Origin of the sequence: Deinococcus frigens DSM 12807 (genome assembly GCF_000701425.1) — a bacterium.
In the GTDB taxonomy this organism is placed as follows: domain Bacteria; phylum Deinococcota; class Deinococci; order Deinococcales; family Deinococcaceae; genus Deinococcus; species Deinococcus frigens.
Genome location: NZ_JNIW01000004.1, coordinates 41,536 through 55,547, shown reverse-complemented (window position 1 = coordinate 55,547; position 14,012 = coordinate 41,536). Strand labels below are relative to the sequence as shown.

The 14,012-nt window shown below is 63.8% G+C and carries 9 protein-coding genes; 7 read left to right on the top strand and 2 right to left on the bottom strand.

The genetic code is table 11. The features are described from left to right. Nucleotides 1-207 precede the first annotated feature (207 nt). A complete protein-coding gene (locus tag Q322_RS0102425; protein WP_029475589.1) occupies nt 208-516 on the top strand; it encodes a hypothetical protein in 309 nt (102 codons plus the stop codon). A 6-nt stretch (nt 517-522) separates the two neighbouring features. Here the strand turns inward: Q322_RS0102425 and Q322_RS0102420 are convergent, their stop codons facing one another. Then, entirely contained in the window at nt 523-1,032 is a 510-nt protein-coding gene (locus Q322_RS0102420) for a recombinase family protein (protein ID WP_245593109.1), read from the bottom strand. Between the two features lie 121 nt (nt 1,033-1,153). On the opposite strand from Q322_RS0102420, the gene Q322_RS0102415 reads away from it, so the two are divergent. From Q322_RS0102415 to darG, 6 genes are all read left to right on the top strand, one after another. Further along, nucleotides 1,154-2,701, top strand: a complete 1,548-nt coding sequence (locus tag Q322_RS0102415) for a type I restriction-modification system subunit M (RefSeq protein WP_029475585.1) — start codon at nt 1,154-1,156, stop codon at nt 2,699-2,701. Then, nucleotides 2,698-3,978: a restriction endonuclease subunit S gene (locus tag Q322_RS0102410; protein ID WP_156952841.1), complete on the top strand. Its 1,281-nt coding sequence runs from the start codon at nt 2,698-2,700 to the stop codon at nt 3,976-3,978. Before Q322_RS0102415 ends, Q322_RS0102410 begins: the two co-directional genes overlap by 4 nt. Further along, on the top strand, nt 3,975-6,839 hold the full coding sequence (locus Q322_RS0102405) for a DUF262 domain-containing protein (protein WP_029475580.1): 2,865 nt from the start codon (nt 3,975-3,977) through the stop codon (nt 6,837-6,839). Before Q322_RS0102410 ends, Q322_RS0102405 begins: the two co-directional genes overlap by 4 nt. Then, nucleotides 6,832-9,987, top strand: coding sequence for a type I restriction endonuclease subunit R (locus Q322_RS0102400; protein WP_029475579.1), 3,156 nt, complete (start codon nt 6,832-6,834; stop codon nt 9,985-9,987). The genes Q322_RS0102405 and Q322_RS0102400 overlap by 8 nt, the downstream gene beginning before the upstream one ends. A gap of 401 nt (nt 9,988-10,388) precedes the next feature. Next, nucleotides 10,389-11,018, top strand: a complete 630-nt coding sequence (darT, locus tag Q322_RS0102395; protein ID WP_051668038.1) for a type II toxin-antitoxin system toxin DNA ADP-ribosyl transferase DarT — start codon at nt 10,389-10,391, stop codon at nt 11,016-11,018. A 40-nt stretch (nt 11,019-11,058) separates the two neighbouring features. Continuing rightward, nucleotides 11,059-12,126 carry a type II toxin-antitoxin system antitoxin DNA ADP-ribosyl glycohydrolase DarG gene (darG, locus tag Q322_RS0102390; protein ID WP_029475576.1) on the top strand — a complete coding sequence of 356 codons (1,068 nt, stop codon included), beginning with the start codon at nt 11,059-11,061 and terminating at the stop codon, nt 12,124-12,126. Here the strand turns inward: darG and Q322_RS0102385 are convergent. Further along, nucleotides 12,102-13,886, bottom strand: coding sequence for an ABC transporter ATP-binding protein (locus tag Q322_RS0102385; protein WP_084147740.1), 1,785 nt, complete (start codon nt 13,884-13,886; stop codon nt 12,102-12,104). The genes darG and Q322_RS0102385 overlap by 25 nt on opposite strands. Between the last annotated feature and the right edge of the window lie 126 nt (nt 13,887-14,012).

The following is a 14,012-nucleotide window of genomic DNA, read 5'->3' as shown; positions in this document are numbered from 1 at the left end:
GGCCTCTCTTCGACGCCGTTCCCATCCAGTTCTCCCAGCGTCGCCCCGCAACTGGGCCACGACAAGGTTGTAAGGACTCCCCCCTACTCCCCGCCCCCACGCGAAGCGCACCAGCTTCCTGCATTGCCCTGCCCGCTACGACGAACACGGCAAGAACTTCGCCGAGAGGTCACACAACGTGGATCTCATTCACTCAAGGAGAACACCATGAACACACCACGACTCAGCATCGAAGAACTCGAGCAAGACACCGACTACACCTTCCGCGCCGTCCACCGGCACCAGCGCCACCTCGCGCCGGGCATGCACGTCAGCCTGCTCGTCGAGGACGTCTTCGGGGCGGACCTGCGCTCTGAAGTGGCCTGGGTCCGGGTGCTGCATGCCCTGGACGACGGCAAGTACATGGCGGCCTTCATCGTCCCTGTGCGCCGCTTCCCCGAGATCGGTGTCACGGACCGCCTGCTCTTCCGCCTTGAACACGTTCTGGAAACCAACGGCATGGTGATCAGCGCATGAGGCGGGTCACGAACCTCGCGCAGTCTCGGCGACATGCACCTGCGACATCAGTCGGCTCACGGTGGCCGGGTGGACGCCGAACAGCCGGGCGGCCTGCGCCATCGTGTAGCGCTCCTCTCGCACGCCGCGCACCAGTTCGTCGCGCTGGGTCTGCGAGAGCTTGGGCTTGCGTCCTCCAACCCGTCCGTCGGCCCGCGCCGCCGCCAGACCTTCGCGGGTGCGCTCCCAGACCATCTCCCGCTCGAACTCCGCGAAGGCTCCGAGCATCTGGAGCAGCATGCGTCCGGCGGGCGTGGTGGTGTCGATGTGCTCGGTCAGGGAGCGGAAGCCCACGTCCAGGCCGTCAAGCCGCTCGAGCAGCGTCAGCAGGTCCTTCAGGCTGCGGCTCAGGCGGTCCAGCTTCCAGACCACCAGCACGTCGCCGGGCCGCAGGGTGTCAAGCAGGCGGTGCAGCTTGGTCACTGCGTCGCCGTTGCTGATGCGCCGGGTCTGACGTTGTGGGGTGTCGCTGGGCAAGTGTCTCTGTGCGAGGGAAGACTCAGGACAAGTCTGGTACGCCCACAGGGGCCGCACCATCAAGCGGGGGCTAGCATCCACAGTCACGCGCCTCGCGGCCAGCCCGTATCATGAGCAATACATGACCTCCAACAGCACCGAAGTCGAGCGTCGCCTGTGGGCCGCCGCCGACAACCTGCGCGCCAACAGCAAGCTCCGCAGCCACGAATACAGCACCCCGGTGCTGGGCCTGATCTTCCTCGCGTATGCCGATCACCGCTTCGAGCAGGCGCAGGCCACGCTGGGGGCGGACGCCGAGCCGATGGACTTCCAGGCCGAGGGCGTCATGTACCTGCCCGAGCAGGCCCGCTACCGCCGCCTGCTGGCCCTGCCGGGCAGCGCCAACCTGGGACAGGCCATCAACGACGCCATGAAGGCCGTGGAGACCGAGAACGAGGACCTGAAGGACGTGCTGCCCAAGATTTACAACCGCCTGGACAACAGCGTGCTTGCGCCGCTGCTCAAGGCGTTCAACTTCGGTGAGATCGCCGCTGGCCTGGAAGGTGACGCCTTCGGCAAGGTCTACGAGTACTTCCTGGGCGAGTTCGCCCGCAATGAAGGAAGTAAGGGCGGCGAGTTCTACACGCCCACCAGCCTGGTCAAGCTGATGGTGGAGATCATGGAGCCGTTCCACGGGCGCATCTACGATCCGGCGTGCGGCTCGGGCGGCATGTTCGTCCAGTCGGCCCGCTTCGTCACCGAGCATAAGAAGAACCCTACCGACGAGCTGAGCGTCTTTGGGCAGGAGAAGACCGCCGAGACCGTCCGCCTCGCCCGTATGAACCTCGCGGTACATGGCCTGAGCGGCGACATCAAGCAGGGCAACACTTTCTACGAGGACATCCACGGCAGCCGGGGCAAGTTCGACTTCGCCCTCGCCAACCCGCCCTTCAACGTCAAGGGCATCAAGAAGGACGACATCGCCTCCGATCCCCGACTGCCATACGGCACGCCCAGCACCGACAACGGCAACTACCTGTGGCTTCAGTACATCAGCAGCAGCCTGAACGCCACGGGCCGCGCCGGGGTGGTCATGGCGAACAGTGCCAGCGACGCACGCGGCAGCGAGCAGATGATCCGCCAGAAGATGATCCAGAGCGGCAACGTGGACATCATGCTCGCGGCCAGCAGCAACCTATTTTACACCGTCACCCTGCCCGCCACCGTCTGGTTCTACGACAACGGTAAGCGCGGCAGCGCCCGCGAGGACACGGTGCTGTTCATCGATGCACGCCACACCTTCCGGCAAGTGACCAAGGCCATCCGTGAGATGACCGACGAGCAAGTGGAACTTCTCGCCAACATCGCCAACCTGTACCGGGGCGAGGCCCCGGAGTTCAAGCACGGCAGCAACGACCGGTTCGACGAGCTGTTCCCGGACGGCGCTTACCGCGACGTTCCGGGGCTGTGCAAGGTGGCCACCCGTGCCGAGATTGAGACACAGGGCTGGAGCCTGAACCCAGGCCGTTATGTAGGCGTTACGGCCCGTGCTGCCGACGACTTCGACTTCAGTGTGCGTCTGGGCGAACTGAACGAGGAGCTGGAGGTGCTGACCGCCGAGGCGCACGAGTTGGAAGAGCGGATCGGCGAGAACGTGGCGGCGCTGCTTGGCGCCGAGGCGAACACGTGAATCAGTGGCCCACCATATCCATTGAGAATGTTGTTGAGCGTCTAATTGACTATCGGGGCAAGACACCCGAGAAAACAACTTCTGGTATCAAGCTGATCACTGCCAAAGTAATTAAAGATGGACGAATTCTTGAAGAAAACCACGAATATATAGCATCAGATAACTATGACTCATGGATGCGCCGAGGCTTGCCGCAGCAGCATGACATTCTCATAACTACCGAAGCTCCATTGGGTGAGGTTGCTCAACTGCGCACCTCTGAGAAAATTGCACTCGCCCAACGAGTCATTCTCCTCAGAGGCAATCCTGCACTTATAGATCAAGACTTTTTCTTTCAAGCTCTCAAAGCTCCATTCATGCAAGCAGGTTTGAAGGCTAGGGCTACGGGTACAACGGTAGCAGGCATTAAGCAAAGCGAGTTGCGAAAAGTTGACGTACCTCTTCCCCCCCTCCCCACCCAGCGTAAGATCGCGGCCATCCTCTCGGCCTACGATGACCTGATCGAGAACAACACGCGGCGGGTGCGGGTGCTGGAGGACATGGCCCGCGCCCTGTACCGCGAGTGGTTCGTGGAGTACCGCTACCCCGGCCACGAACTCGTCGTGTTCGTGGAAGACGAGCAGGGGCGCAGGCCGAAGGGGTGGAAGCTTGCGTCTATAAGTGACGTGGCACCACTGGTGACGCGCGGCATCGCCCCCAAGTACAACGAAGACTCGTTAAGCCTGGTGATCAATCAGAAATGCATACGTGATCAACGGCTCTCGCTCCAGCCTGCACGGCGACATTTGGGCAAGGTTCCGGTGATGAAGCAGGTTGGCTTCGGCGACGTACTCATCAATTCCACGGGTATAGGAACTTTAGGCCGTGTTGCACAGGTGTATGAGGAGCTGACTGACTGCACGGTGGATTCCCATGTAACCATCGTGCGTCCAGATCTCGACAAAGTCGACTTGGACTTCTTCGGCTTGGCATTGCTCAATATGCAGTCGCACTTTGAAGGACTTGGTGTAGGGGCGACAGGTCAAACTGAACTCGGACGTGAGCGTGTAAGCAGTACTCATCTCCTGCGTCCAGACCTTGCCCTCCAAAATGACTTCGGAGAGCGCGTGCGGCCTCTGAGGGGTGCTGTCGTAAACTTAGAACGTCGCAACACCAACCTCCGCCGCACCCGCGATCTGCTGCTGCCCCGGCTGGTGTCGGGCGAGCTGGACGTGTCGAACCTGGACATCCGGGGCGCGGCTAAAGACATGGTGACTGAAGCGGAGGCAGTGGCATGAACGCGGAGATGCACGAGTTGCTGGGTCTCCTGTCCGGCAGCCAGCAGTTCGAGGTTCCCCTCTACCAGCGGCCTTACTCGTGGCAGGACGCAGACCGCCAGCAGCTCTGGAACGACGTGCTGAAGGCGGGCCGGGACGTCAGCCGACGCAAACACTTCGTGGGATCGGTGGTGTACACCCAGCCGTCGGTCCGTATGGGCGGTGCTGGACTTCGCCGTGCCCGCCTGATCGACGGCCAGCAGCGCCTGACCACCCTGACCCTGATCATTGCCGCCCTGGTACAAGAACTGGAAAAACATGGGGATCTGGAACTCCCCGACGGCAGCACGGGCGACACCGAGCGCATCCGGGCGGTGAAGTGGCGGGAACTGTACCTGCTCAACGAAGACCTGAGCGGCGAGTCGCGCTTCAAGCTGCTGCCAACCCATGTGGACCGTGACACCTTCAAGCACCTGATCGGGGATGGCCCCCAGCCAGACAAACTCTCGAAGGAGTTGCTGGCGGGCCGGGACTTCTTCCGTGCCCGGTTTCAGGATGCAGGTGTCAACGTGCGGGATGTGCTGACCGGCCTCCGGAAGCTGGAGGTGGTGGCCGTCGTGCTGCAAGAGGGCCGCGACGACCCCCAGTTGATCTTCGAGAGCCTGAACAGCACCGGCAAGGACCTGACCCCCGCTGACCTGATCCGTAACAACGTGCTGATGGGCCTGGAGCAGGATGAGCAGGACGAGCTGAGCCGCACGTACTGGCTGCCCCTGGAAGCGCTGTTCGAGGGCAGCAGCCCGGACACCTTCAACCGCTTCATGCGCGACTTCCTGACCGTCAGGATGCGCTCGCTGGTGGACCGAGAAAAGGTGTACGAAGCGTTCAAGACCTACCGTGAGGGCCTGGCTGATCCGGGTGTGCAGCCGCTAGTGGCAGATCTCCGCCGCATGGCGCAGCACTACGCACAGATGCTGCATCCCGAGCGGTCCGCCGATTCCCTGCTCGACCCTCACCTGCGTCTGGCCTTGCAAGACCTGCTGAGCGTGCGGGTGCGTGTGATCTCGCCGTTCGTGCTGGAGCTGCTGGAAGACCACGGCAAGGGCCCTGTCACAACCCAAGACCTCGTGTCGGCCCTGCGGACGGTGGAGTCGATCCTGGTGCGCCGAGCGGTGAGCGAGTTCCGCAGCGCCCCCCTGAACAAGCTGTTTGCCAGCGCGGGCCGCGAACTCGTGCGGGATCAGGGCAGCGCTGCCTACCTCCGCTCGGTGGAGCGTGCCCTGATGCGCTTCCAGGACCGCAACCGCAGTGGCTTTCCAGCCGACGACGTGTTCACCGAGAAGCTCCATACCGTCAACCTGTACACCCTGGACGTCTGCAAACACGTTCTCGTGCGCCTGGAGCGGGCCATGAGTCCGAAGGAGCTGGTGGTCACCGATGACCTGACCATCGAGCATGTCATGCCGCAAAACCGCAACATTAGCGAAGCGTGGCGCGAGATGCTGGGTGCGGACTGGGCTGAGGTGCAGGAGCGGCTGGTAGATACCCTCGGCAACCTGACCCTGACCGGTTACAACAGCGAACTCGGTGATCGCCCCTTTGAAGTCAAGAAAGCCCTGCCCGTCAGGGACGGCGACACCGCCACGTCCACCCTGCCAAAGGGCTACACCTTCAGTCGCCTGCTGATGACCCAGGAGATCGCGCAGGAGCCTTGCTGGAACGAGGTGAGCATTCAGAGCCGCGCGGACCGCCTGGCTGGGCTTGCCTTGAAGCTCTGGCCGCTCCCCACATTCACCCCTGCCGAGTTGGAGGGCCTGCGCGCTGAGGGGCGGCGTCCGGCGGCACGTGACCCCTGGGAGCGGCTGATGGCCCTGCCGACTCCGCTGACCGAAGTGGCGACAGCGTTCGACCGGCGCGCCCTTGAACTTCCCGGCGTCAACCGCATGGTGATGGGCCGGGAGATCAACTACCGCAAGGGCCGCCGCTACGCCCTCACCCTGTCCACCGACGACTCCAGCGTGAACGTCTGGGCCCTGCTGGGGGAATCGCCGGACGACAGGCCGGGTTGGCACAAAGGCCAGGAGAAGGGCTGGTGGAAACGCCCGGTTGCCGATCTGGCTGATCTGGAGGCAATCTGGCCGGTGCTGCTGATCGCCTGGGCGAAGCTGCCGGAAGTGGTGACGGCTCCCATGCCGACGCAAAGCCTCCAGGAAGCCATCGATGCGCTTGAGGCTGGTCCCAGGGCAGCCCTCGCCACGCTTGAGCAGGTCTTACTCCAGGTCAGCCCTACCCTGGAGCGCAATGCCACCCAGACCTACATCGGCTATGGGCAGCCTGTTGAATTCACCGGCCTGCTGCGGGAGGGTCACGTGGTGATTGAGGTGCGCCCCCTTGACTCCGACATCCTGCCGGACACCCTCTTCGAGGGCTGGGAACCACGCAGCAAGGAGCGCCGCGCGCTGCATCTCCGGTCTGGGGATGATGTGGCGCGGGCGCTTCCCCTGATCCGGGCGGTACACGCCCAGTTCGTTCAGGAGATTCCCTACCGTGCCGCCAACGTGCGCCAGTTCATGCGGGGCCTCCGGGAGGCTTTCCAGGACCTTGCCGGAGACCTCACCGTGCAGCCCACCAAAACCTCTGAGCGTTACGTGGTGGGTGGGCAGGACATTGGACGCGTGTACATCGACCGGGAGAGGGTCCATCTTCTGCTGCGCCACTCCTACGGTTCTCTCGACAATCCGTCTGGCGCTGGAAAGGCCATGCCAAGCGATCCAATTGTCGGCTGGCCTACGGATCATTTTATAGGCACCTTCTCCGATCCCGGCGAACTTCACGACTTGCGCCCCCTGATCGAGCAGACGGTGAACGCCAACCGTGCATAACTTCAGCGAGGACACCCTAGTGGAGAAGACCGCCATGCACCTGCTCGGGCAGCTCGGCTGGAAGACGGTGAACGCGATGGACGAGGACTTCGGCCCGGAGAGCCTGCTGGGCCGCGACAGCCGCCGAGGGGTGATCCTGGAGCGCGAACTCCTGGAGGCTCTGCGGAGCCTGAATCCAGACCTGCCTGAACAGGCGCTGCGTCAGGCACTGGAAGTTCTTACCCTCGAACGCTTCGACACCACCCTGATCCGGGCCAACCGCGAGCTGTACGAGCTGCTCAAGGGGGGCGTCCCCGTCACCTTCGAGGGAGTGGACGGCGAGCAGACCAACGAGCGCGTGCGGGTGATCGACTGGGAGACACCTGCAAACAACCGCTTCTTGGCCGTTCAGCAACTCTGGATCACCAGCCCAGACGGCCTGTACCTGCGCCGCCCGGACGTGATCGGCTTCGTGAACGGCCTGCCGCTGGTCCTGATCGAGTTGAAGGCTGCACACAAAAACCTGGAGGACGGCTACACCGACAACCTGCGCGACTACCGCGACACGCTGCCGCAACTGTTCATCCCGAACGCCTTCATCATCGTCTCCAACGGCCTCGATGCCCGTGTAGGCAGCCTGACGGCGGGCTGGGAACACTTCGTCGACTGGAAGAAAGTCGAGCGCGAGAACGAACCCAAGCGGCCCGGTCTGGAGACCATGCTCAGGGGCATGTGCCAGCCGGAACGGCTACTCGATCTGGTGGAGAACTTCATCCTGTACTCCGAGGGTGACGGCCAGACCCTGAAGATCCTGGCCAAGAACCACCAGTACCTGGGGGTGAACAACGCCCTGCTCGCCCTGACGGAGGCCAAGGCCAATCGGGGCAAGCTGGGGGTGTTCTGGCACACCCAGGGGTCCGGCAAGAGCTTCAGCATGGTCTTCTTCGCCCAGAAGGTCCTGCGCCGGGTACCTGGCAACTGGAGCTTCGTGGTGGTCACGGACCGCAACGAGCTGGACAGCCAGATCTACGCCACCTTCGCCCGCACTGGGGCGGTCAGCGAGCCCGAGGATCAGGTCCGTGCAGACAGCGGGGCGGACCTCAAGGCGCTGCTGCAAGAAGATCACCGTTACCTGTTTACCCTGATCCAGAAGTTCCGCACCGGCAAGGACAGGGACACAGGCGAGACCGAGGTGTACCCCACGCTGACGGGGCGGGACGACGTGATTGTCATGACCGACGAGGCGCACCGCAGCCAGTACGACGTCTTTGCCGGGAACATGCGCCTGGCGCTGCCGAACGCGTCCTTTATCGGCTTCACCGGCACGCCGCTGATGGCAGGCGAGGAGAAGACCCGCGAGGTGTTCGGGGATTACGTGTCGGTCTACAACTTCCGCGACGCCGTCGAGGACAACGCCACCGTCCCGCTGTACTACGAGAACCGCACGCCTGAGCTGGAACTCGCCAATGAAGACTTCCAGGCGGACATGGAGGGGCTGCTTGACGCCGCGTCCGTGGACGACGAGGCCGAGCAGTCCCTGGCCCGGGCGTTCGGACGGCAGTACCAGCTCATCACCCGCGACAGCCGCCTGGAAGAACTGGCGAGGGACATCGTGGCGCACTTCATGGGCCGCCTTCAGTTCGGCAAGGCCATGGTGGTCAGCCTCGACAAGCTCACGGCGGTGCGCATGTACGACAAGGTGCAGCGCCACTGGAAGGGCGAGATCACCCGCCTGGACGCGGAGCTGACCCACGCGACCGGTGACGCCCGCGACGCGCTGCTAGCCCGCCAGACCTTCATGCGCGAGACCGACATGGCGGTGGTGGTTTCGCAGGCACAGAATGAGATCGCCGACTTCGCCGCGAAGGGTGTGGACATCAAACCCCACCGCAAACGGATGGTGGAAGAGGACCTCGAGACGAAGTTCAAGGCTCCACAGGACAAACTCCGCATCGTCTTCGTCTGCGCCATGTGGATGACCGGCTTCGACGCGCCGAGCGTCAGCACCATCTACCTCGACAAGCCCATGCGCAACCACACGCTGATGCAGACCATCGCCCGCGCCAACCGGGTCTGGGAGCAGAAGGTCAGCGGCCTGATCGTCGATTACATCGGGGTGTTCCGTGACCTGCAACGGGCCCTGGCCATCTACGGGGGCGGCAGCGGCGGGAACGACTCGCCCGTGCAGCCCAAGGCGGAGCTGCTCGCCCACCTTCAGGCCCAGGTGGTCAGCATGCGGGCCTTCCTGACCCCGCGTGGCATTGATCCCGACGCCCTGCTCGACGCACACGGCTTTGATCGGCTGCAACTCCTTGCAGACGCCCGCGACGCCCTGCTGGAGTCCGAAGAGACCCGCAAGCGGTACCTCGACACGGCCTCCGTCATCGACCGACTGTACAAGGCGGTACTCCCTGACGCGGCGGCCCAGACCCTGACCGTTGAACGCGCGCTGTACGTCGTGCTGGCCGAGATGCTGCTTGTCGTCACTGGCGGGCTGGTGGCCCCGGAGCAGGGCGTCATGAACCAGGTGGAGGAGCTGCTCGACGAGTCGGTCATCGCCCAGCGCTATCGGGTGCGCGAAGACGGCCCCAAGCTCGACCTCAGCCGGATCGACTTTGACCAACTCGCCGGGGCGTTCCAGACCAGCCCACACAAGCGGACCGAGGCCGAGAAGCTCAGGGCCATGCTCACGGGCCGCGTTGACCAGCTCACGCGCCTGAACAAGACCCGCGTGAACTTCGGCGAGAAGCTACGGGCCATGATCGAGGACTACAACGGCGGCGCGGCGAACATCGAGGCGTTCTTCCAGGAACTCTTGCAGTTCGGCCAGGAACTTGATGCAGAGGGGCAGCGTGCCGCCCGCGAGGGCCTGAGCGAGGCGGAGCTGGCGATCTTTGACCTGGTGGCCCAGGGGGACCCGGATCTCAGCAAGCGCGAGGAGAAGGCCGTCAAAGCCATGGCGAAGCATCTGCTCGAGAAGCTCAAAACTAGCGCCCTGGTCATTGACTGGCGCAAGAAGCAGCAGACCAGAGCTCGGGTCCGCAAGGCCATCCGGGACGAGCTGCGTGCCCTGGGCGCAGAACCTGGTGAACTCGACGCGCTGCTCAAGACCATCTACGCGCATGTGTACGAGTCTTACGCGGATCGGGGAACGAATGTCTATGCGTAGGGCAAGAGAGGAGGCAACCCCCTCACCACTGCGGCAAGCGCGGAGCTTGTTATCCGTGGTCCGGCTAGGATTGGCTCTCTCCGTCCATTAAGGACTACCTTGACGTATTTCCGATGGGGTGCTGTCGATAAGATGTCACTTTTTATGCAGCGTCTGGCCAGACCAGACCAGGGTAAGCCGCAACGGCTCGTGTCGCAATCCACCGACAGGTGTATTCGGGCGGGCTTGAGGCGGCTGCCGCCCTGTACTCTGAGTGCATGCCTTCCAGCCATCACAAGCCCTCACCTGATGGGATAGCAGACCCGTTGCAAAGCGTCAGAAGCTGCCCCCTCGCAGGACTACGGCGGCACGGCCTCACCTGGTTTGAGTCGCCTCCTGTTCAGGCAGCATGAGGTGGAGGCTTGACCCGCCTGTTTCAGCTCCCGTCGCCGTGCCTGATCTACCACTTCACAGCCCTGGAAAACCTCCCAGCGATCCTGACGTCCGGAGGGCTAGTCTGTAAATCGAGGGCCAGCCCCAGTGTGGATATCTCGGATGGTGGGATTCAGGGCCGCCGCGCAAGGCGGAAGGTGGAGGCGGGGCCTGGGGGTGTGCTGCACGACTACGTTCCGTTTTATTTCACTCCTAAATCACCGATGATCCACCGCATCTTCAAACAGGACCGGGCCGATGGGACGGTGGTGCAAAAACGGCTGGTGTACCTGGTCAGTTCTGTGGAGAATGTAGCAGCGCTTAGCCTCCCCTTCGCCTTTACGGATGGTCACGCGGAGATGCGGGTTGACGTAAGGTACTTCGACAATAAGGCTGACCTCGTCCACCTAGACTGGCGGGTCATCCGGGCCGCTGGATGGAATGGCGACGAGCAGCGGCGCAAACGGCAATCGGAGTTCCTGATTCACGGTGCTGCTCCGTTGTCCGTCCTCTTGGGATTCGCCACGCAGAGCGAGGCCGCGCAGAATGAAGTCGAGCAACTTCTTGAACAATACGGGGTGACACTTTGGGGTGGGGTACGCCCAGGCTGGTACTATTAGGGTGTGATTCTGCTGGTAGCCAAGCACAAGGGGGTGAGTCATGATTGAGGTGCAGCGAGGCAACTTGCTGGAGGCCCAGGCGGACGCGCTGGTGAATACCGTCAACACCAAAGGCGTGATGGGCAAGGGTGTGGCCCTCCAGTTCAAGCGGCGCTATCCAGAGAACTACCGGGTCTATGCGGAGGCTTGCAAGACGGAGCAAGTGGTGGTGGGACAGATGTTCGTCACTGAACTCCCGGCCAGCTTTGAAGCTGGGCCGCGTTACATCATCAACTTCCCCACCAAACGGCACTGGCGCGGCGGCTCCCGCATCAGCTATGTGCAAGCCGGGTTGGAGGACCTCATTAGGGTGGTTCATGAACGCGACCTTCGCTCTGTGGCTCTCCCAGCACTGGGATGCGGCAACGGCGGCCTAGAGTGGGACGAGGTGCGGCCTCTGATTGAACAGGCCTTTAAGGCCCTGCCTGAGGTCCGCGTCTTGCTGTATCCTCCAGCCCAGAATCCAGACCCTGACTCACCAACCCTGCGGCCACAGACCAAGCGTCCAAAACTGAACCGGGGAAGCGCCGCCATGCTGCGGCTTTTCAGGGAGTACCTGCTGCCGGAGTACACACTCGGGCGTACAGAAGCGCAGAAGTTGATGTACTTTCTCCAGGCGGCGGGGTTCGATCTGAAGCTGAATTTTGAGAAGAACAATTACGGTCCCTACGACAACAACGTTCGGCATGTTCTTGAACGCATGGAGGGCCACTACATTCAGGGCTATGGCACGGGTGAGGGGGCGTCCCGCATCCACCTACTCCCCGGCACATCGCAGGAGATTCAGCAGGCATTGGAAGACTGCCCCGACATCGAAGAGCCGCTGGAGCGGGTGACGCAACTGATTGAGGGCTTCGAAACCCCATTCAGCCTTGAACTCCTGGCTTCTGTCCACTGGGTGGCGCATCAAGAGCAGGCCCAGACGCCGGACGAGGCCCTGACAAAGATTGCCAACTGGACGGATCGTAAACGGCAGCTAATGACCCAGGAGAAGGTGGAGTTGGCCTGGCAGCATCTCAAGGAGCATGGCTGGTTGCCCTCTGCTCAAGGGCCGCAAGCGAGCGCCTGAGTGCCAGCCAGGCCAGGCGTCTGGGCACGTTCCAAGGCCGCGTAGCGTCCGTTCCTGGCCCGCAGTACGGCAGGCGGGCCGTCCTCCACGATCACGCCGCCTTCCAGCACCACCACCCGGTCCGCGCTGCGGGCCAGCGACAGCCGGTGGGTCACGATCAGGGCGCTGCGCCCCTCCATCGCTTCTTCCAGCGCACGCACGATCAATGCCTCGGACTCGGCGTCCACCGCGCTCGTCGGTTCGTCCAGCAGCAGCACGGCAGGGTCTGCGAGCAGCACGCGGGCAATGGCAAGACGCTGGCACTGTCCACCCGAGAGCTTGACGCCCCGCTCGCCCACGATGGTGTCCAGCCCCTGCGGCAAAGCGGCGACGAAGGGAGACGCCCCAGCACGTTGCAAGGCCAGCGCCACCTCCTGCGGCGTGGCGTCGGGGCGGGCGTAGCGCACGTTTTCCAGCACGGTGTCGTAGAACAGGAAGGTGTCCTGCGGCATCACGGCGGCGGCGCGGCGCAGCGAGGGCAGGGTCAGGTCCCGCACGTCGTGGCCGTCCAGGGTCACGCGGCCCGACTGGGGGTCATACACGCGCGTCAGCAGTCCGATCAGGGTACTCTTGCCCGCGCCCGACGCGCCCAGCAGCGCCACCCGTTCGCCGGGCCGCACCCGCAGGTTCAGGCCGCGCAGCACCGGCTGGGCCGGATCGTAGCCGAAGGTGACGTCCTCGAAGACGATTTCGCCCATGACCGGCTGCGGCAACGGCAGGGCGTCCGGGCGTTCCAGCACCGTGACCGGGGCGTCCAGCACCTCGAAGATGCGCCGTCCGCTGGCCTCGGCGCGCTGGAGCAGATCGTTGAGGCCCACCAGATCGTCGATGGGGCCGTAGAAGTAGCGCCCGTAGCCCCGGTAGGCCAGCAGGCCGCCCAGCGTGAACTGGCCGCGCGCAATCAGCACCACCCCGCCGCCCAGCATCAGGATGTTGCCGAAGTTGGCAATGAAGCGTACCAGCGGAAAGGCCCGGTTGCGGATCACCACCGCCTTCATGCCCTCGTCGTACAACTCCTGCCCGATGGCAGCGACCTTGCGCGCCTCCGCCCCCTCCCGCGCGAAGCCCTGCATCACCCGGATGCCCGAGAGCCGGTCCGCCACCGTCGCCGAGAGGTCTCCCAGCCGGTTGCGGGCCGCGCGGTAGGCTGGGCACACGGTCTGGTTGTAGCGGGTCAGCAGCAGGGCCACGGCGATCATCGGCAGGACCACCACCGCGCCCAGCAGGGGTTGCAGCGTGATGAAGATGGCGATGACGCCGGTCAAGCGCAGGGCGTTGCCCAGCACGGTGTTGATGCCGCGCAGCAGCACGTCCTGAATACCGTCCACGTCCGCCGTGACGCGGGCGAGCAGATCGCCGCTGCGCTGGCCCTCAAAGTATGCCACCGACTGGCCCGCGAGCTTCTCGTACAGCTTCAGGCGCAGGTCCAGGGTGAGCTGTTGCCCAGTGCGCTCCAGCAGCAGGCCCTGAAAGGCCGAGAGCAGTTGCTGCAAGGCGTAGACGCCCACCAGCAAGGCCAGTTGCCACGCCACGAAGTTCCAGTCGCGCCGGGCCAGACCCACGTCCACCACCCGGCCCCAGACCAGCGGGGGATACAGCTCCGCCGCGACGCTGCCCACCAGCAGCAGCATGCCCAGCCCGATGGTGGCGCGGTACGGCCACAGCAGGGCGTAGAGACGGCGGATCACGGAGGGATGGGGCTGGGCGGGGATGGATGGCATGGCTGACTCCTGCGGCGTCAGGATACGTGCCAGACGCACGGGGGTGGGTGGGACGCAGCACACAGTCCCCTGTTTCCCACAGCGCACGATTCCCGGCGTGGTTCTCCCATTTTCCGCAAAACACCG

What these genes read in the sequence shown, in the direction of transcription:
- Q322_RS0102425 (WP_029475589.1), top strand. Translation starts at nt 208, where the DNA reads ATGAACACACCACGACTCAGCATCGAAGAACTCGAGCAAGACACCGAC.
- Q322_RS0102415 (WP_029475585.1), top strand. Translation starts at nt 1,154, where the DNA reads ATGACCTCCAACAGCACCGAAGTCGAGCGTCGCCTGTGGGCCGCCGCC.
- Q322_RS0102405 (WP_029475580.1), top strand. Translation starts at nt 3,975, where the DNA reads ATGAACGCGGAGATGCACGAGTTGCTGGGTCTCCTGTCCGGCAGCCAG.
- darG (WP_029475576.1), top strand. Translation starts at nt 11,059, where the DNA reads ATGATTGAGGTGCAGCGAGGCAACTTGCTGGAGGCCCAGGCGGACGCG.
- Q322_RS0102385 (WP_084147740.1), bottom strand. Translation starts at nt 13,886, where the DNA reads ATGCCATCCATCCCCGCCCAGCCCCATCCCTCCGTGATCCGCCGTCTC.